Origin of the sequence: Actinomadura napierensis (genome assembly GCF_039529375.1) — a bacterium.
GTDB classification, from domain to species: Bacteria; Actinomycetota; Actinomycetes; order Streptosporangiales; family Streptosporangiaceae; genus Spirillospora; species Spirillospora napierensis.
On the sequence record NZ_BAAAMR010000062.1, the window covers coordinates 14,851 to 31,766 of the forward strand.

Here is a 16,916-nt window from a genome sequence, read left to right on the forward strand (position 1 = left end):
ACATGGAACCGCCAACCGACCAAGGCGTCCGGCAGGGCGTGCATCCGTTCTGCGGGCCGTGCACCGACGAGACCATCGCGTGGGCGGCCCCGGACACCACGACCGTCAACGGAATCGGCACCCGCTTCTACGGCGCGGACGATCCCTGCACGCAGTGCGGGTCCGTTGTCAGGCGGCTGTACTTCTGCGTCCTGTGGGTTCCCGTCTGGCCGATGGGGCGTTTCCGCATCATCACCCTCGGCAGGTCGCTGACCGGCTCGCGCACCCGCTATGTCGGCCGCCGGTTCCCCATCAGCGCCGACAACCCCTACGGCCTGGACGGCAAGACCGCCGCGCTCGTGGCGCAAGCGGAGGCCGAGGCGGACCAGGCCGCCGCGTCCCGGCCCGAACCGCCGCCGTCTCAGCTGGCCGACCACCCCGAACTGCGCGGCAGGCGCTACAAGGCGGCCGAGGGCTACTGGGAGTCCGGCATGCCCGATCACGCCCTTCCGCTGTACGAGGAGGCGCTCGCGGCGCACGAGGCGGTGCTGCCCGCCGACGACACCGCGACGTTGCAACTGCGTCAGCGGGTCGCGGAGGCGTACCTGGCGGTCGGGCGGCCGGTGCCGGCCTTGCCGCTGCTCACGCAGACCACCGCCCATCTCGCCCGGGTACTGGGTCCCGACCATCCGGCCACCCGCCGGGCGCGCGACGACCTGACCAACGCGCGCGGGCTGCTGGGCTTGGTCCGCGACGAGGCCAAGGCTCTGGAGGCAGAGCTGGCCGAGGTGGAACGCACTGAGGGACCGGACCACCCGAAGGCCCTGCGCACAGCGTGCGCGCTGGGCATGGCGCAGTTGGTCGGCTCCCGCGTGGTACCGGCGCTCGAGTTGCTCGACCGGACGCTGGACCTGTCCGAGCGGGCACTTGGCGCCGATCACCCCGACACCGGCCACGTACGGAACGAGCTGATCGCGGCCTGCGACTTCGCCGAGCACCGCGGCAAACCGGCAGAAGTACAAGCAGCGGTGCGGGCCCGCGAACACGCGAACGGCCCCGAGGCCCCCGAAACGCTGGCGGCGATGTACGCGCTGGCCCGGCTCTACGCCTCGTCCCGCAGACGCAGAGACGCGGCGACGGAGCTTCTCCACGTCACCTTGGAGCGCTGCGAGCGCGCGCTGGGCCCGGACGATCCGCTGACCACCGAGGTGCGGCAGCAGTTGGACCGGCTGAACTGAGGCCTTCTGCCGACCGTGCGGCGTGAACGCGGCGAGGGCGCGGCGGTCAGGGTTTGCGCGCCAAACCGCCGTACCAGTTGACCTGGTCGGCAGGCGGGCGGGGACCGTCGTCGTCGGGACGCCACTCCGACACCAGCGTCACCCCGGGGTCCACCAGGTCCAGGCCGTCGAAGGCCAGGGCGGTGAAGCGGTCTCGGGTGCGGGCCTGCGCGGGTACGCCGCCGTTGCGATAGGCCTGCTCCAGGCCGTGCACACCGTCCGGGTCGTGTTCGGGGGTGACGTGGGAGGCGACCAGGAAGCTGCCCGGCGCCAGGACCTGCAGCAGGTTCCGCACGATCTGCTCGGGATGCTGCTCGTCCACGATGAAGTGCAGGATCGCCACCAGCATCAACGCGACCGGCTTGTCGAGATCCAGGGTGCCGCGGACGGCGGGGTCGGCCAGGATCGTGTCCGGCTCGCGCAGGTCCGAGTGGACGTAGGCGGTCTTGCCTTCGGGAGTCCCGACGAGCAGCGAGCGGGCGTGCGCCAGCACGATCGGGTCGTTGTCGACGTAGACCACGCGGCAGGCGGGGTTCTCGGCCTGGGCGATCTCGTGGACGTTGCCGGCGCTGGGCAGCCCGGCACCGATGTCGAGGAACTGGGTGATGCCCTGCTCGCGGACCAGGTGCCGGACGGCCCGGGCCAGGAACGCCCGGTTCTCCCGGACGGCGACCCGCACGGCCTGCCAGCTGCGCGCGGCGACCTCCGCGGTCTCCCGGTCGATCTGGTAGTTGTCCTTGCCGCCCAGGTAGTAGTCGTACATCCGGGCCGAGTGCGCGACCGTCGTGTCGATCTTCGCCGTTTCGGCGACCGGCCGCGACACCGCGCTCGGCACCTCCCATGCCTTCCGGGCACGCTCGGACACCAGGACCTCCCGCTCATCGCTCAACGCCGCCACAAATGATCATATTCGGAGAGAGCGACCGAGACGCCAGTTTCGCCGCCCTGTGAGTACGGGGTGTCGCGGCGACGTACCGGCCCAGCCCGGACCACGCAACGACGGCGGCGTAGGGCCGCCCGCACCAGGTCCGCGGTCGCGGTCACGGCAGGCTTGTGATGATGTCGGCGACGGTCTGCGGCTGCGACAGGAACGGGTGGTGGCCCGCCTTCACCTCGATGACCTTGTCAGCGCGACGGGAGAATTCGCGTTGCGCGGGCGCCGGGGTGCCCCGGTCCTCTGTGCACACCACGTACGTCGTGGGCAGGTCCTGCCACGCCGCCGCCCGCACCGGCTGCTGGGTCACGGCCAGCGTCTGCCGGGCCAGGAGGGCCGCTGCGTCGCGGGCGATGTCCGGCGGGCAGTCCTGGACGAACGTCTCGGCGAAGAGCTCCGGCCGGGCCCCGAACGTGCCGCCGTCGGGGTCGAAGTCCAGGAATGGCGGCGGCGCGTCGGAGCCGAACGTCGACAGCGACTCGCTGGGCTCGGGCAGGTAGCTCGACACGAACACCAGGTGACGCACCGTCCCAACGCCCACTGCCGCCTCGGCGGCGACGATGCCGCCGTAGCTGTGCGCGACGACCACGGTCGGCTCGTCCCCCTCGGCCAGGACGGCGCGCACCGCGGCGACGTCCTCCCGCAGCCCGGGACCCTGCGGTCCGGCCGGCCGGTCGCCCTCGCCGCAGCTCGGCAGCGCCGGGGCGACGCTGCCGATACCGCGCTCCCGCAGCGCCTCGGCGGCCAGGTGCCACCACCACGATCCGTCACGAACGCACGCCCCGTGCACGAAAACAACACGCATCTCTTATCTCCTTGATCCAGGTGTCGCGACCACTCGGAATCCACGTTAGACGTACCGCCAGTTACGTGAAAAAGTGCGGCCATGGGACGGCACAAGCAACCCGAGATCCGCGACCGGATCCTCGACGCCTGCGTCGACCACGCGCTCGCACACGGGCTGCCCGACCGCCTCGAGCCGTTGGCGGCGGCGTCCGGCACCTCGACCCGGATGCTGATCTACCACTTCGGGACCCGGGACGCGCTGCTGCGGGAAACCCTGGGACGGGCGCGGCGGCGTCAGCGCGACTTCTTCGGAGAACTGGTGTCCCCACGACCGGACGAGCCGTATCCGAGCACTCTGCGACGGGCTTGGCAGGTCATGACCGGTCCGGCCGGCCGGCCGTACCTCAGCATGTTCGGCAGGCTCCGCGAGGATGCCGAACAGCAGTTGTGGCCGGGCTTTCGTCGCGAGTCCACCACGGACTGGCTGCAACCGCTCGAGGACGGCATGCGAAGCATCGGCCGTCCCGAACTCGGCACCCTCGTGCTCGCGGTCATCCGCGGTCTCATCATGGACATCGAGGCCACCGGCGATGCGTCGCGCGCCGACCAGGCCTTCGACGACTTCCTGGCCGCGCTCGCTCCGATCACCACCCGAGAAACAGATTCGGTGGACTTTGGGCGATCGCCACCGGATCCCTAGACGACCCGCGCCCGGGCGGGCGGTTGCCCGTGGCGCCGGACCGGTGTCGGTTCCGGCAGCGCGGGCCAGTAGTGGTCGGTGAACAGGCGGGCGACCAGTGCGCCCCGGCTGGAGACGCCGGCCTTGATGAAGATCGTCTTGAGGTGGTCGCGGACCGTGTGCGGCGAGATGAACAGCGCCGCGGCGATCTCGGCGGTGGTCATCCCGCGCGCGGTCAGCTGGGTGATCTGGAGCTCCCGCGAGGTGAGGCCGTACGCCTCGGCGACCAGCGCCGCCAGGTCGGCGGGTGTCGCGGGCTCGATGACGAGGGCCACCGGGCCGGGCCTTCCGCCGGGTCCGGTGAGGCATGAGGCGTGGCAGGTCAGCCAGCGGCCTTCGGTGGTCCGGATGCGCACGCGGGCGCTGCCGCGGTCCCATCCGTCGGCGACGGCGCGTGCCTGCAGCACCGTGCCGATCACCCAGATCGGCAGCTCCAGCCCCAGCGGTGTGGGGAACGACGGTCCCTCCGGCAGCCGCGCGAGGTGGTGCCGCGCCTCGTCGTTGGCCGACGTGACGTCGCCGGACTCGTCGAAGAGGATCAGGCCGGACGCCGGGGAATCCGTGCCGCGCGCGGACGCGGGCGGCCGGGTGAACGTCCGTAGCCGCTCGGCCAGGGGTCGGGACAGGTCGGCGAGCAGCGCGGTCTCCTGCGGGCGGAAAGCGTCGGTGGTGCGGAACAGGCTCACCAGGCCCCACGGCCGGTCGCCGATCCGGAGCACGGCACGCAGCTCGTCGTGCACGCCCTGGTCCTGCAGCAGGCGCCGGAACCGAGCGCTGCGGGCGGGCAGATCGCCTGTGGTCGCGCGCAACCCGGCCGCCGGTACGGAGGCGCGGGCCAGGTCGCGGAACGGCAGGACGTTCTCCTCCAGCAGTTCGCTTTTCCAGTAGGCGGCGCAGCCCTCGCCGGAGCCCAGGTTCTCCACCAGCATCGGTGCGGTGATCAGGCCGGTCTCCGGGTCGGCGGCGGTCCACACGGCCGAGTGGAACGGCACCAGCCGCCGCAGCCGGGACGAGACGCGGCTGAACAATTCCAGGGCGTCGGCGGCCTGTTCGGCGGCCGCCAGCACCGGTCGGCGCCGATCGGTCATGCGCGTCTCCCTCAACTGACCAGCCCGCCCGTCGCCTGCCCCGGTTCATGCACCTTCTCGTCCCACAGCCTGCCCTGTCGCCTCACAGCACGGAACCCCTCGTTTGAGGGGGCCGTTCCCCACCGATCTCCCGGGAACCGGGGATGGGGCGCCCTGAGGAAGACGAGCAGGGTCGGTGGCACACGACCACCGGAGAGGGACATCATGGACATCGCGATCGTCGGGGGAGGCGCGGCAGCCGTCGCCCTGCTGGACGCGCTCGCCGCCACCGAGGACAACGCCGCAGTGGACGGAACCGGCACCATCACCGTCTTCGAGCCGTCGCCGCACCGGTGGCGAGGGCGACCGTACGGCCCGGACCTGGAGGCGGTGCTGGTCAACACGCCACCGGCCCTCATGTCGGTCCGGGCCGGCGACTTCGGCCACTTCGCGGCCTGGCTCGGAAAACGCGGCGCCGACCACCTCGACCCGCTCCTCGGCCAGCCGCTGGTCCCGCGCGCGCTCTACGGCGAGTACCTGGTCCACTCCGCGGAGAAGGCTGCGGCGGCTCTGGCCGAACAGGGCCGGCCCGTGCGCGTCGTGGCCGCGCGGGTGACGGACGCCGTCGTCCGGTCCGGTACGCGCCTGGTTCTGCGCACGGACGAGGGGCAGGAGTACGAAGCAGACCGCGTGGCGCTGTGCATGGGCGGGGGAACGCCCCCGGACCTGTACGGACTTACCGGTGAAGCAGGCTTCACAGCCGATCCGTATCCGCTCGCCGACACGCTCGACCACATTGCCGCCGGCGACGATGTGGCGGTCATCGGCAGCGGCCTGACCGCCGTCGATGTCGTCGTGGCGCTCGCCGCGCACGGGTATCCGGGGCGGATCACGCTCCTGTCGCGCAGCGGGGTGCTGCCGTACGTCTGGCAGCGCCCGGACGGTCGGCGTCCCGCACACGTGACCGTCGAGCAGGTGGCGAAGCTGCACAGCGCCCAGGGGTATCTCGCGCTCGACGACCTCGTCGGCCTGCTGCGCACTGAAATGGCCGACGCGGGAGAGGATTTCGACGAACTCGCGGCCCAGCTCCGCAGCGCTCGGACCGAAGACCCGGTCCGACGCCTCCGGCAGCAGATCGCCGCAGTCGACGACCCCCGGATCGGCCGCCGCGTGTTGCAGGAGACGGCGCACACCGTCGGCCCTTACGCCTGGCGCCTGTTGCGCGAACCCGACCGCGTATGGCTGCGGCGCCACCGCCGCACGGCCACGAGCGTCGCCTCGCCCATGGTTCCGTTGAACGCGTCCGTCCTGATGCGGCTCCTGGACTCCGGCCAGCTAACCGTCTCTTCCGGCGTCACTGCGGTCGAGCCGGTGAACGGGCGGTTCCAGGTGCGGGACGCGGAGGGCCAACGCACCGCGCATGTCGTCGTCAACGCCGTGAATGCGCCTCCGCAAGCGGTCCCGGGCGCGGCCCGGCACCTGGTCCGATCACTGATGGACGCCGGCTTGGCCACCCTCCACCCGTCCGGCGGGATGGTCCCCGCCGACCCGCGCGTGCACGTGGTCGGCGACCTGGCCGGCGGCGGCTCGTTCATCACGTCGAGTATCGCGGGCGTCGCTGCGCAGGCGTCCCGCACCGCCGCGGCGCTCCGGACACCTTGACCGTAAGAGGTCCCGTCTCGAGCTCGCCAACGGTGATCGGATCTTCGCCCTCGATCGCCAAGCTCCTGGGCGTGTCGGCCGGTAGCCCTCGAAATAATTCGAAGGCGGTGTCGGATCGGGTCAGTCGTGTTCGTGGAAGTGGTGAAGCCGCCCAACAGAGGTGGCGCAAGAAGAGGGAGCAGCACCATGAGCACCACCTTCACCGTCGACTTCTTCTGCAGCCTCGACGGCTACGGCATGGCCAGAGGTTGGCCCGGCTACTGGGGGAAGGAAGGCCCTGAGCTCATCGAGGACCGGGTGCGCACCTTCGCCCAGGACCAGGTGCTGGTCTTCGGCGCGACGACGTTCCGGCAGTTCCGGAAGTTCGTGGGCCTGTTCGACGAGCCCTACTACGACAGCCTGAACGAGCTGCCGAAGATCGTGTTCTCCGGCACGCTCGAAGAACCGCTCGGGTGGCGGAACTCGACGGTCCTCAACGAGGACGCGGTGACGGCGATCGAGCGCCTGAAGCGCACCACGGACGTCCCGATGCGTTCGCACGGCAGCATCTCGCTGAACCGCGCTCTTCTCGCCGCCGGACTCGTCGACCGGCTCGAGGTCATCATGTTCCCCGCCATCTCGGGGCGCGCCGGCGAAGCGGCGCTCTTCCACGACGGCGCGGAGTTCGACCTGGAACTCATCGAGTCGACCGTGCTCGACGGTCGGACGCACAAGCTCGTGTACACCCCGCACCTTCACGACGAGATCCCCGAGGGCGTCGGGCCGCAGCTCAGAAACGCGGGCTAGACGCACCCGGTACGACAGCGACCCGCAAGGCGATCGACCGGGTCGAGTCGCGAGTGGAGACCACACCGTCCTGACACCCCAGGAGATGATCTGCAGATGCAGTACCTGTTTTCCGTGATCCACGACCGGTCCGACCTCGCCACGCCGGACGAGCACGCTGCGATCGACGTCTTCAACGACCGGCTCCAGGCCGAGGGCAACTGGGTGTTCGCCGGCGGCCTCGCCGCACCCGACACGGCCACCGTCATCGACAACCGGGGCGAGGATGCGCTGGTCACCGACGGGCCGTTCCTGGAGTCCAAGGAGTACCTCGCCGGCTTCTGGATCGTCGAGGCCCCTGACCTCGACGTGGCGCTCAAGCTCGCCGCCGAGGGGTCGAAGGCCTGCAACCGGAAGGTCGAGGTGCGGCCGTTTCTGGACGCGTGAGCGGGTTCGACGTCCGGGAGGCCGTCACCCGGGCCCACCACGAGGAGTGGGCCCGGGTGGTCGCCGCCCTGACCAGGCGCTTCGGTGACCTCGACATCGCCGAGGAGGCGGCGGCCGAGGCGTTCGCGGCCGCCGTCGAGCGGTGGCCGGCCGACGGCGTGCCCCCCAACCCCGGCGGCTGGCTGACCACCACCGCCAACCGCAAGGCCATCGACCGGATCCGGCGCGAGAGCAAACGCGACACCAAGCACAAGGAGGCTCGGATGGTGTACGACGACGACCCGCCCGAGCCGCTCGGCGCCATCGACGACGACCGGCTCCGGCTGATCTTCACCTGCTGCCACCCGGCGCTGGCGATGCAGGCCCGCCTGGCGCTGACGCTGCGCATGGTCGGCGGGCTGACCGTTCCCGAGATCGCCCGCGCGTTCCTGGTGGGGCAGACGGCCATGGAGCAGCGGATCACCCGCGCGAAGGCCAAGATCAAGGCGGCCCGCATCCCCTATCGCATGCCCTCCGCGGAGGATCTCCCCGCACGCGTCTCCGGCGTGCTCGCCGTCCTGTACCTCGCCTTCAACGAGGGCTACCTGGCGACCGGCCCCGACACCGATCCGGTACGTCACGACCTGACCGGCGAGGCGATCCGGCTCACCCGCCTGATCCGCGCCCTCCTACCGCACGACGGCGAGGTGGCCGGGCTACTGGCACTGATGCTCCTCACCGAGGCCCGCCGCACCGCCCGGGTCTCGGCCGGCGGTGAACTGGTCGCCCTCGCCGAGCAGGACCGCGGGGCCTGGGACAAGGCGCTGATCGCCGAGGGCCACCGGCTGGTGCGCGAGCGCCTCGCCGCTGCCGCCGCCGGGGCGGCCCCGGGGCGTTACCAGATCCTCGCCGCGATCAACGCCGTGCACACCTCCGCCCGCGACATGCGCGACACCGACTGGTCACAGGTCCTCGCCCTCTACGACCAGCTCGTCCGCCTCGACCCCTCGCCGGTCGTCGCCCTCAACCGGGCCATCGCGATCGCCGAACTCGACGGACCGGACGTGGCCTTGGCGGCCGTCGACCGGCTTGAGAACACGCTGGCCGGCTATCACGCCTACCACGCCACCCGCGCCGACCTGCTGCGCCGGCTGGGCCGCAGTCAGCAGTCACGCGCGGCCTACGACAAAGCCATCGAACTGGCGGGCAACACCGCCGAGACGGCCTACCTGACCCGTCGCCGCGACCAGTTGGTGTAGCCGGGATTCCGAATCCGCGCGCGAAGCGTCAGCCGGGCCCCGCGGCGCCCTGCCGGCGCATTCCGCGTACGTCGCGGTGAGAGTCCGCCGGTGTCGTCGTGAGTGCCGGACGACCTCCCGCCTGACGTTCTGAAAAAGATTCGAAGGCGGTGTCGGATCGGGTCAGGGGTGTTCGTAGGAGGGATGAGAGGCGGCCCAAGAGGGGCGCCCCGACGGAGCCGAGAAGGACGTTCCTCATGACCACCTTGACGGAGCCGGGCACAGTCATCACACGCCGCTCCAGCCGCCTGACGTGGGCGATCCTGGGGCTGGTGCTGCTTGCCGACGCCCTCGACGTGATCGATGCGACGGTCACGAACATCGCCGCCCCCACCATCGCCGGAGAGCTCAACGGCGGTGAGAGCCTGATCAAGTGGTTGGGACCGGCGTACATGCTCGCCATGGGCGTCCTGCTCGTGGTCGGCGGACGGCTGGGCGACAAGTTCGGCCAACGCAGGCTCTTCCTGATCGGCATGAGCGGGTTCACGCTGGCCTCGGCAGTCGCCGGGTTCTCACCCACCCCGGCCCTGCTCATCGCCGCTCGGGTCGCGCAGGGAGCGTTCGGGGCGCTGCTCATCCCGCAAGGCATGGCGATCATGACGAAGGCGTTCAGCCGCGACATGCTCGCCAAGGCGTTCGGGCTGTTCGGCCCGGTTCTCGGCCTCTCCAGTGTCGGCGGCCCGGTGCTGGCCGGATTCGTCATCAGCGCCGACCTGTTCGGTCTGTCCTGGCGCCCGATCTTCCTCGCCAACATCGTCCTCGGCATCATCGGGCTGGTCATGGCCGCCAAGATCCTGCCGCGTGACGACGACGGCGACCGGTCCGCGGTCGTCGACGGCTGGGGCTCCGGCCTGCTCGCGGTGACCATGCTCGGGCTGCTGTACGGCCTGATCGAGGGCTCGACCAACGGCTGGAGCGCCGTCCCCGTCATCTCGATCACCGTCGGCGTCCTGTTCTTCGCCGCCTTCGCCTACCGTCAGCGCACCGCGACCCACCCGCTCATCAAGCCCTCGCTCATGAAGAACCGGGGTTTCACGTCCGGACTGCTCGTGTGCCTGGTCGCCGTCGCCGCCGGCACCGGCCTGCTCTTCGTGCTGTCCCTGTTCCTGCAGGAGGGGCTGCACGCCAGTCCGAGGGACACCTCGTTCGGCCTGATGCCGCTCACCCTGGGGCTCGTCGCCGCCGGGTTCGCCGCCATGGGCGGCCTGGTCACCGGGCTCGGTCGCCGGCTCGTCTTCATCGGCGTCATCGTCGACCTCGTCGGTTGCGGCTGGGTTCTGGCCCTCGTCGTTCACTCCGGGACGAACGTCGGCCTCTGGACGCTGGCCCCGGCGTTCTTCGTCATCGGCGTCGGCATCGGCCTCAGCTTCGCCACGATCCCCGTCGTCGCTCTCGGCGACGCGAGCCCGGACGAGGCGGGCAGCGCCAGCGGCTCGTTCAGCTCGATCCAGCAGCTCGCTTCAGCGATCGGCTCGGCCGCGGTCACGTCGATCTTCTTCCAAGCCGCAACCCCCGGACTGGCCCACGCGATGAAGATCAGCCTGATCGTCGTCCTGGCCGTCACCGCCCTCAGCCTCCCGGTCGTCGCCCTGATGCCCCGCAAGGCACCATCAGACCCCCATCAGTGAGCACAGACCAACTGTGGCGAGGATGGCCGGCCAACGGGTGAGCATGCACCCGTTGGCCTCCCATCCCCACCGCCCGGCTGACCCCCACCGCCAACCAAAGGCCCATCGACCGGCTTCGGCGGACCGATCTGCATCACCGGGGGCATCATCTGCGTCGCCCGAGGTCGGCCGCCGCTGCGCCAACTGAAGTTGGAAAGAGCTCAGTGATCAGCGCTACGTGTCTGCGTGTAACTTCCCGGCTTCGTGGAGCCGGTCCTCATTGCGGGTACAACTCCGTGATCAAGCCGGTGCGGTAGTCACGTCCCGCCGGCGGCAAAACCGGTAGTTGCCGCTGACCGAACCGGACCTCGTCACCACCGAGAGCCAGCGCCTCCTGGGCGTCCACCCGGCGGTGTGAATCTCGAAGTACGGCGCCGAGCGCTCATCCGATCAGGAGGTCACCGGTCTGCCTGCGAGTAAGGCGGCGGCTATCCACTGGCTTATCTGGATGGCGCCTTGGCGCAGCCCGGTGATGCCTTCGGGCGGTGAGACGCCTTTCTTGGCCCAGCGATACCGGACCTCGGTCAGCAGGTTCCGGGTACGCAGGACGACAATGGCGTCGTACTGGCGGAACTCGGCTTCCCCGGTGGTCTGGTCATAGACGAAAGCTTCGTCGCTGACACCGGTCAGCGGCGACGGGGCGCTTCGGGAGTTCTGCGGCCCTGCTACCGCGGCTGCCTGCCGGAGCCGGTCGAAGTCCTCGTGAGCCGGTCCCATCGGGTCCTTCGCTTGGCCCGCTTTGACGGGACGGGTCCTGATGGTGGCGCCGTGGCCGAAGGAGATGTAGCTGTGTTCGTTCCATTCGCAAGCTTCGGTGCCGGGATGCGTTTCAGGATCGAAGTAATCGTCGGGGTCGGTGGTCGGCGTGCCGATCACGCTGGCCTGGGGGACCAGGTGGTTCATCTGCGTTACGCTGAGCAGCCCGCACAGCGGAGGCACCGTTAAGGGGCCTGCCTTGACCGGTGGCGTGGGACTGCCGGTCGAACTTGGCCGTCTTGGGGAGCCGTCGTCATGTAGGACGGTGTATCCGGTCACCGAGGTGATCACCAGGAAGGCCAGAGCGGAGAGCGCGATCGCGGCGGTCCGCCTGGATGGCCGCCCGCTGACCGGCCCTGTCGCCGCGTCGACGTCCGGACCGGTATCCGCACTCGTGTCAGGGGTGGTGGGCCGGTGCGCCCGGTGGCCTTCACACTCTGCGAGGTGTCGCTCAGCTCGGCAAGCTCGGCCAATTCGTCGAGCGTCTGCGCGGCGGTGGGACGTTCTGCCGGGTCGTTGGTCAGCAGGCGGAGCAGCAACCCCGCCAGCGGACCGGCTCGCTGCGGTAAGGCCGGGCTCTCGGTCAGCACCGCGCTCAGCGTCCCGGCGGACGTCGATCTGGCGAACGGCGTCCGGCCTTCCACCAGCGCGTAGAGCGTGGCGCCCAGCGACCACAGGTCGGACGGCGGTCCGGCGGGCTCGCCGCGGATCCGCTCGGGCGCCATGTAGGCGGGCGAGCCGATCAGTGCGCCGGGGCGGGTCAGCGGAGCGTCGCCGGTGAGCGAGGCGATCCCGAAGTCGGTCAGGACTGTGCGGCCGTCATCGCGCAGGAACACGTTCGCCGGTTTCACATCGCGGTGCAGCACACCGCGCTTATGCGCTGCGTGCAAGGCCTCCAGGACGCCGATCCCGAAGGCCGCGGCCCGGGGTGGACGGAGCGGCCCGTCCTGCTTGACGAGCTTGTCCAGAGACCGTCCCGACAGCAACTCCATCACGATCCACGGCCGCCCATCGGCCAGGACCACGTCGTGGACGGTGATGATGCCGGGATGCCGCAAGCGCGCGGCCGCACGCGCCTCCCGCACCGCCCGCTGCGCCGCCAGTTCGCGGTGCGCCTCGCTCGTCTCACGCGGCAGCAGGAGCTCCTTGACGGCGACGTCTCGGTTCAGTGTCTCGTCGCGGGCCCGCCACACCACGCCCATGCCGCCGCGTCCGAGCTCGCCGGTCAGTCGGTAGCGCCCGGCCAGCACCTCGTTCACGCGCGGTTCTCCAGGCGTGCGAGTGTTCGGGCGGCCTCCACGCCCGCGCGCCGGGCGCCGTCCGCGGCTGCGGCCGGCCCGGTCCGCGGGCCGCTCCATTGGAGCTGCAGGACGACGTTGCCCTCCCGCAGGAAGACGTTGACCTCGTCGTGCGGCGGCGCGTAGCGGCTGGTGTAGGTGACAGCCTCGTCGCCCACCCCGGGCAGCGCCGTCAGCGAGGTGGTCTCGCTCAACCGCATCGGCGTCTTGGGGAAGCCGTCGTACGGCCAGGTGTAGGTCATGTTGAACGGGGAGGTGCGGAGCTGCTGCACGTAGGCGAGCAGCTCGTTTCGCTTGATCGCCATCCGGTCGCGCGCCGCTTCGAACGAGGCGGCCACCACGACCGGTTTGTACACCGTGAGCATGGCGGCGGCTTTCGGGGCGAGCCATGAGCACTCACCCGTCCTCGGCGTGTCACCTCGCCGGACGGCACCGGCGAGAAGGCCGCGTGCCTGCTGGTCGTCCAGGACGGCACACGGGTCCACCGACGCCACCGGGCGCGGCACTCTCACCGTGGCCGGACGTGCGGGCCCGTGATCGGTGCCGTGGCCGTGTACGAGCAGGACGCCCACGGTCGCGGCCACCGTCACGACCGCGATGACCCCGATCGCCACGACCGTGCCTCGACGCGTCGAGCGACCTGGCAACCAGCCCGCAAGACCCGCACCAGACGAGGAGGAGGCTCCCCGCCCGTCCGGCCGGGCGCCGGATGGGGACCTCGCCGGGGGAGTCGCATACAAGCCGGAGTCGCCGCCCGCCGCGACCTGGTAAAGCGCGGTCGCGGCCTGCTCCGCGCCGATGCGCTTGGCCGGATCTTTCTCCAGCATGCAGAGGAGCACCGGCGCCAGCGCATCCGCACGCTCGGGAAAGGGCGCTTCACCGGTGACGGTCGCGCCGAGCGCGGCCAGCGGAGCCGGCCCGTCGAACGGCGCCCGGCCTTCGACGGCGGTGTAGAGCGTCGCGCCCAGCGACCACAGGTCCGAGGCCGGTCCGGCCGGCTCGTCGCGCAGCCGCTCGGGCGCGATGAACCCAGGCGAGCCGACGAGCGCGCCCTCTCGGGTGAGCGCCGGGTCGCCGTCGAGCGCGGCGATCCCGAAGTCGGTCAGGACGATCCTTCCGTCCTCCGCCAGCAGCACGTTCGCCGGTTTCACATCCCGGTGCACGATCCCCTGCCCGTGCGCGGCGGTCAGCGCCTCCAGCAGCCGCGCCCCGATCTCGGCGACCCGCTCGGGCGGGAGAGGACCATCCGCCGCCACCGTCTGGCCGAGGGAGCGGCCCTCGACCAACTCCATGACGATCCAGGGCTCGCCGTCCGTCTCCACGACGTCGTGGACGGTGATGATCCCGGAGTGGTCGAGCATGGCCGCGGCTCGCGCCTCGCGGGCCGCACGCGCGCACAGCACCGCGCGTTCCTCCGGCGGCACGTGCCCGTCCAGGATGATCCGCTTGATCGCGACGTCCCGGCCCAGCAACTCGTCGTACCCGCGCCAGACCGCGCCCATACCCCCGGCGCCTAGCAGCGTGCCCAGCCGGTACCGCCCGATGAGACGGCAATCGGACATCGGCGCTCCGCGACGGTGTGGCATTGAAAAGGCAACGCGACTATAGCGCCCTCACCCGGCACCCCTCCCGGACGCGGAATCAGATAAGGGCGCCGCCGATGACGCGGAGATTCTGCCCAGCGATCCAATGCGAGTCGGGACCGGCCTGGCAGTTCAAGCTCCTCGACCGGGAGCGCCCACACCACGGGTGGGGTGCACGCGCCCGTCGCCGCCCTCAACACATGCCTGTACGACGCAGGACACGAAACGTGCCGGTTCCGCAACGCGAACCGACCCGCCAGCTGCACTATGGCCTGCGCTGACGGCCCGACACGGTGACCGTGCGGGCGGCGATCGCCGACGTCCGCATGCTGGTGCTCTGGCTGTCCGACAACTGGTGCCGTTGGGGGTTGCGCGCCCCACCGGACGTGCTGACCGCACTGATCTACCGGCGCGCGGCTGACCAGGCGAAATACGCGACGATGCGATCACTCCCGTTGGCAAGTCGCCCCTCATGCTGTATGACCGTCATCCGCCGTCTCGCGATGACTGTCGATCCGGCATGGATCGCTCGGACCGTACCTGGCGGTCACGTCAGCGTGCCGATCCGGACCGGCTTCCGTCCGGCAGTGCCCCTCACGCATACGGTCCACCACACCAGGTGAAGAGGGGCATCGCCGGCGCCGATGTCGGGGCGTCCGGCGACCAGATCCGGATCCGTTTCGACCACCGGATCGCCAAGGCCGGCGACCTGGCGGTCAAAGAGACCAAGACCGGCGTCAGCGGCACCAACGTCACGGCCGACCAGATCCGCGGACTGCTGAGCTTCACCGGCCTCACCACCGCGTCGGGCCGGCCGGTGAGCGAGGCGCTGCGTGACGACGCCGCCTACTTCCCCGACGCCTCCACCCTCGTCATCAAGCTGGACAGCGGGCAGACGCTGCGGCCGGGCGCCCGCGGCGCGGTCGCGCTCGGCAAGGGCGCCGTCACCGGCGCGTCCGCCACGAGCACCGCGCTGGTCCCCGTACAGGTCCCGCGGCACTTCACCTCGTCGGGCACCGGCTTCAACCCCGACGGCCCGGACTACCTCAAGGTCGACACCCACGCCACCACCGTCTTCCAGCGCTACGACTACAAGGTCAGCGGCGACGGGGTCTCGGTCCGTCAGGACGGCGTGGCCGACAAGGTGGTCGGGCAGACCATCAAGACCGTCGAGGTCGAGAACAAGTACCTCAAGGCGACGTTCGCGCCCGGCTACGGCGGCCGCCTCCTGTCGATGATCTACAAGCCGACCAGGCACGACCTCTTCTACAACAACCCCGTCGGCACCCCCTACGGATTCTCCAGCGCGCCCGCCGGCCAGCCCGGGAACTCGCCGTTCTACCAGAACTGGCTGATGGTCTACGGAGGCGTCTTCCCCACGCTCACCGAGGCCGAGCACGGCAAGTACTGGAACGTGCCCTGGGACCACAAGATCGACCAGAGCAAGGGGAAGTTCGCGCTCACCATCACCAAGACCGACGACGTCGACTACCCCGACAAGCCGTCCAAATACGTGTACCCGACCGGCCAAGGCAAGAAGTACGAGTACTGGACCTGCACCACGCTCGCGCCCGGCGCCCCGACGATGTCAGATCGTGTCGCCGGTCAAGACCGCGACCCCGGCTACAAGTGGATGGCGGGCGTCGAGAAGCCCGCCGGCCCCGCCGGGTCCGGCCTGCTCAAGCTGGACAAGCTCAAGCAGATGTCCAACTGGAGCGACATGGGCATCACCTACGGCCAGGACCTGGCCACCATGCAGCAGGGTAACTGGTGGGGCGTGGTCAACCACGAGAACGACGAGGGCGTCGTCCGCGTCGGCGACAACGCCAAGACCCCCGGCATGAAGTTCTGGGAATGGGGCCAGAACAACTCCTTCGACACCAACGTCTTCAGCAAGGGCAACTCCGCCCGCCCCTACATCGATCTGTGGGCTGGCGCCTCTATGAAGTTCTTCTCCCCGGCCACGCTCAAGGCCGGGCAGACGCTGTCGTGGACGGAGACCTACCTGCCCACGATGGACCTCGGCGACGTCACCAACGTCAACGCCAACGGCGCCACCGAGGTCAAGGTGGACGCCTCCGGCACCGTCACCGGCCGGCTGTTCTCCCCCGCGATCGGCCAGAAGCTGCACGCCACCCTGGTCGACGCCTCGACCGGCAAGGCGCTGGGCACCAGCACCTTCACCGGCAAGGCGAACGCCGCGGTCAAGCTCGGTGGCAAGGTCGCACCGGTCGGCCAGGCCCGCCTGGTGCTCACCGACGCCTCGGGCACGACGCTGCTCACCGCCGAATCCGGCACCTGATCCGGCCCGCCGCCCGCCGCGCAGCCCGCGGCGGGCGGCCCATCACCCGAAGTGGCATTCGGGTTCCCGAGCCGACTACCGAGACCGTCTCAGTGAACCGCACTCTGTCGACGTCGCAGCCGTTGACCGTCCGTAACCGTAGGCCACTGACTCGTCCTGGCCCGAGGTGCATGGAAAGCGGCCAGGGCGATCACGGTTGACGGCGCAGAAGTTGGAGCGGGCGCAGTTGGGGCCACCTTTACTTCCTCGCGTCGGGCGCCGTCCAGCGCGGGTGGCCGACCGCGGTGGCGGCCCTGCTGCGGCGATGGAGCGGCATAGTTCGATTGAGGCGTCCCGCACACGGGCCCGAGCCTCGGGGGAGAAAATGCGCACGGTGC

15 protein-coding genes are annotated in these 16,916 nt (G+C 70.5%); 9 read left to right on the plus strand and 6 right to left on the minus strand.

The window, feature by feature from the left end:
- Nucleotides 1-2: 2 nt before the first annotated feature.
- Complete coding sequence (locus ABD296_RS29820) at nucleotides 3-1,217, plus strand: tetratricopeptide repeat protein (protein WP_344274436.1); 1,215 nt, start codon at nucleotides 3-5, stop codon at nucleotides 1,215-1,217.
- A 46-nt stretch (nucleotides 1,218-1,263) separates the two neighbouring features.
- Here ABD296_RS29820 and ABD296_RS29825 read toward each other — a convergent pair whose 3' ends face one another.
- Together ABD296_RS29825 and ABD296_RS29830 are read right to left on the minus strand one after the other, a co-directional pair.
- On the minus strand, nucleotides 1,264-2,145 hold the full coding sequence (locus ABD296_RS29825) for an SAM-dependent methyltransferase (RefSeq protein ID WP_344274439.1): 882 nt from the start codon (nucleotides 2,143-2,145) through the stop codon (nucleotides 1,264-1,266).
- Nucleotides 2,146-2,296: 151 nt separating this feature from the next.
- Nucleotides 2,297-2,995: an alpha/beta hydrolase gene (locus ABD296_RS29830; protein WP_344274442.1), complete on the minus strand. Its 699-nt coding sequence runs from the start codon at nucleotides 2,993-2,995 to the stop codon at nucleotides 2,297-2,299.
- Between the two features lie 81 nt (nucleotides 2,996-3,076).
- Here ABD296_RS29830 and ABD296_RS29835 point away from each other — a divergent pair, with 81 nt between their 5' ends.
- Nucleotides 3,077-3,676, plus strand: coding sequence for a TetR/AcrR family transcriptional regulator (locus tag ABD296_RS29835; RefSeq protein ID WP_344274445.1), 600 nt, complete (start codon nucleotides 3,077-3,079; stop codon nucleotides 3,674-3,676).
- Here the strand turns inward: ABD296_RS29835 and ABD296_RS29840 are convergent.
- Complete coding sequence (locus ABD296_RS29840) at nucleotides 3,673-4,803, minus strand: helix-turn-helix transcriptional regulator (RefSeq protein WP_344274448.1); 1,131 nt, start codon at nucleotides 4,801-4,803, stop codon at nucleotides 3,673-3,675. The two genes, ABD296_RS29835 and ABD296_RS29840, sit on opposite strands and share 4 nt — an antisense overlap.
- A 204-nt stretch (nucleotides 4,804-5,007) precedes the next feature.
- On the opposite strand from ABD296_RS29840, the gene ABD296_RS29845 reads away from it, so the two are divergent.
- The 5 genes from ABD296_RS29845 (at nucleotide 5,008) to ABD296_RS29865 (ending at nucleotide 10,561) form a co-directional block, all read left to right on the plus strand.
- Complete coding sequence (locus ABD296_RS29845) at nucleotides 5,008-6,444, plus strand: FAD/NAD(P)-binding protein (protein WP_344274451.1); 1,437 nt, start codon at nucleotides 5,008-5,010, stop codon at nucleotides 6,442-6,444.
- A gap of 186 nt (nucleotides 6,445-6,630) precedes the next feature.
- On the plus strand, nucleotides 6,631-7,230 hold the full coding sequence (locus ABD296_RS29850; protein ID WP_344274454.1) for a dihydrofolate reductase family protein: 600 nt from the start codon (nucleotides 6,631-6,633) through the stop codon (nucleotides 7,228-7,230).
- 96 nt (nucleotides 7,231-7,326) lie between these two features.
- Nucleotides 7,327-7,656, plus strand: a complete 330-nt coding sequence (locus ABD296_RS29855) for a YciI family protein (protein WP_344274457.1) — start codon at nucleotides 7,327-7,329, stop codon at nucleotides 7,654-7,656.
- The gene (locus ABD296_RS29860; RefSeq protein WP_344274461.1) at nucleotides 7,653-8,894 is read left to right on the plus strand and encodes an RNA polymerase sigma factor; all 1,242 of its coding nucleotides are present in this window, start codon (nucleotides 7,653-7,655) and stop codon (nucleotides 8,892-8,894) included. The genes ABD296_RS29855 and ABD296_RS29860 overlap by 4 nt, the downstream gene beginning before the upstream one ends.
- A 236-nt stretch (nucleotides 8,895-9,130) precedes the next feature.
- Nucleotides 9,131-10,561: an MFS transporter gene (locus tag ABD296_RS29865; protein WP_344274464.1), complete on the plus strand. Its 1,431-nt coding sequence runs from the start codon at nucleotides 9,131-9,133 to the stop codon at nucleotides 10,559-10,561.
- Nucleotides 10,562-10,990: 429 nt separating this feature from the next.
- Here ABD296_RS29865 and ABD296_RS29870 read toward each other — a convergent pair whose 3' ends face one another.
- The 3 genes from ABD296_RS29870 to ABD296_RS29880 form a co-directional block, all read right to left on the minus strand.
- Nucleotides 10,991-11,503 (minus strand): hypothetical protein, encoded by a 513-nt coding sequence (locus ABD296_RS29870; RefSeq protein ID WP_344274467.1) that lies wholly within the window; start codon nucleotides 11,501-11,503, stop codon nucleotides 10,991-10,993.
- Nucleotides 11,504-11,643: 140 nt separating this feature from the next.
- Nucleotides 11,644-12,615: a serine/threonine-protein kinase gene (locus tag ABD296_RS29875; RefSeq protein WP_344274470.1), complete on the minus strand. Its 972-nt coding sequence runs from the start codon at nucleotides 12,613-12,615 to the stop codon at nucleotides 11,644-11,646.
- A complete protein-coding gene (locus ABD296_RS29880) occupies nucleotides 12,612-14,216 on the minus strand; it encodes a serine/threonine-protein kinase (protein ID WP_344274473.1) in 1,605 nt (534 codons plus the stop codon). The genes ABD296_RS29875 and ABD296_RS29880 overlap by 4 nt, the downstream gene beginning before the upstream one ends.
- Before the next feature lie 320 nt (nucleotides 14,217-14,536).
- On the opposite strand from ABD296_RS29880, the gene ABD296_RS29885 reads away from it, so the two are divergent.
- Together ABD296_RS29885 and ABD296_RS29890 are read left to right on the plus strand one after the other, a co-directional pair.
- Nucleotides 14,537-14,860, plus strand: coding sequence for a hypothetical protein (locus ABD296_RS29885; protein WP_344274476.1), 324 nt, complete (start codon nucleotides 14,537-14,539; stop codon nucleotides 14,858-14,860).
- Nucleotides 14,857-16,539, plus strand: coding sequence for a hypothetical protein (locus ABD296_RS29890; RefSeq protein WP_344274479.1), 1,683 nt, complete (start codon nucleotides 14,857-14,859; stop codon nucleotides 16,537-16,539). The genes ABD296_RS29885 and ABD296_RS29890 overlap by 4 nt, the downstream gene beginning before the upstream one ends.
- Nucleotides 16,540-16,916 lie beyond the last annotated feature (377 nt).

Bases quoted from the DNA above. Each gene is read 5' to 3' on its own strand.
- ABD296_RS29820 (WP_344274436.1), top strand. From the start codon at position 3: ATGGAACCGCCAACCGACCAAGGCGTCCGGCAGGGCGTGCATCCGTTC.
- ABD296_RS29830 (WP_344274442.1), bottom strand. From the start codon at position 2,995: ATGCGTGTTGTTTTCGTGCACGGGGCGTGCGTTCGTGACGGATCGTGG.
- ABD296_RS29835 (WP_344274445.1), top strand. From the start codon at position 3,077: ATGGGACGGCACAAGCAACCCGAGATCCGCGACCGGATCCTCGACGCC.
- ABD296_RS29840 (WP_344274448.1), bottom strand. From the start codon at position 4,803: ATGACCGATCGGCGCCGACCGGTGCTGGCGGCCGCCGAACAGGCCGCC.
- ABD296_RS29845 (WP_344274451.1), top strand. From the start codon at position 5,008: ATGGACATCGCGATCGTCGGGGGAGGCGCGGCAGCCGTCGCCCTGCTG.
- ABD296_RS29850 (WP_344274454.1), top strand. From the start codon at position 6,631: ATGAGCACCACCTTCACCGTCGACTTCTTCTGCAGCCTCGACGGCTAC.
- ABD296_RS29855 (WP_344274457.1), top strand. From the start codon at position 7,327: ATGCAGTACCTGTTTTCCGTGATCCACGACCGGTCCGACCTCGCCACG.
- ABD296_RS29865 (WP_344274464.1), top strand. From the start codon at position 9,131: ATGACCACCTTGACGGAGCCGGGCACAGTCATCACACGCCGCTCCAGC.
- ABD296_RS29870 (WP_344274467.1), bottom strand. From the start codon at position 11,503: ATGAACCACCTGGTCCCCCAGGCCAGCGTGATCGGCACGCCGACCACC.
- ABD296_RS29880 (WP_344274473.1), bottom strand. From the start codon at position 14,216: ATGTCCGATTGCCGTCTCATCGGGCGGTACCGGCTGGGCACGCTGCTA.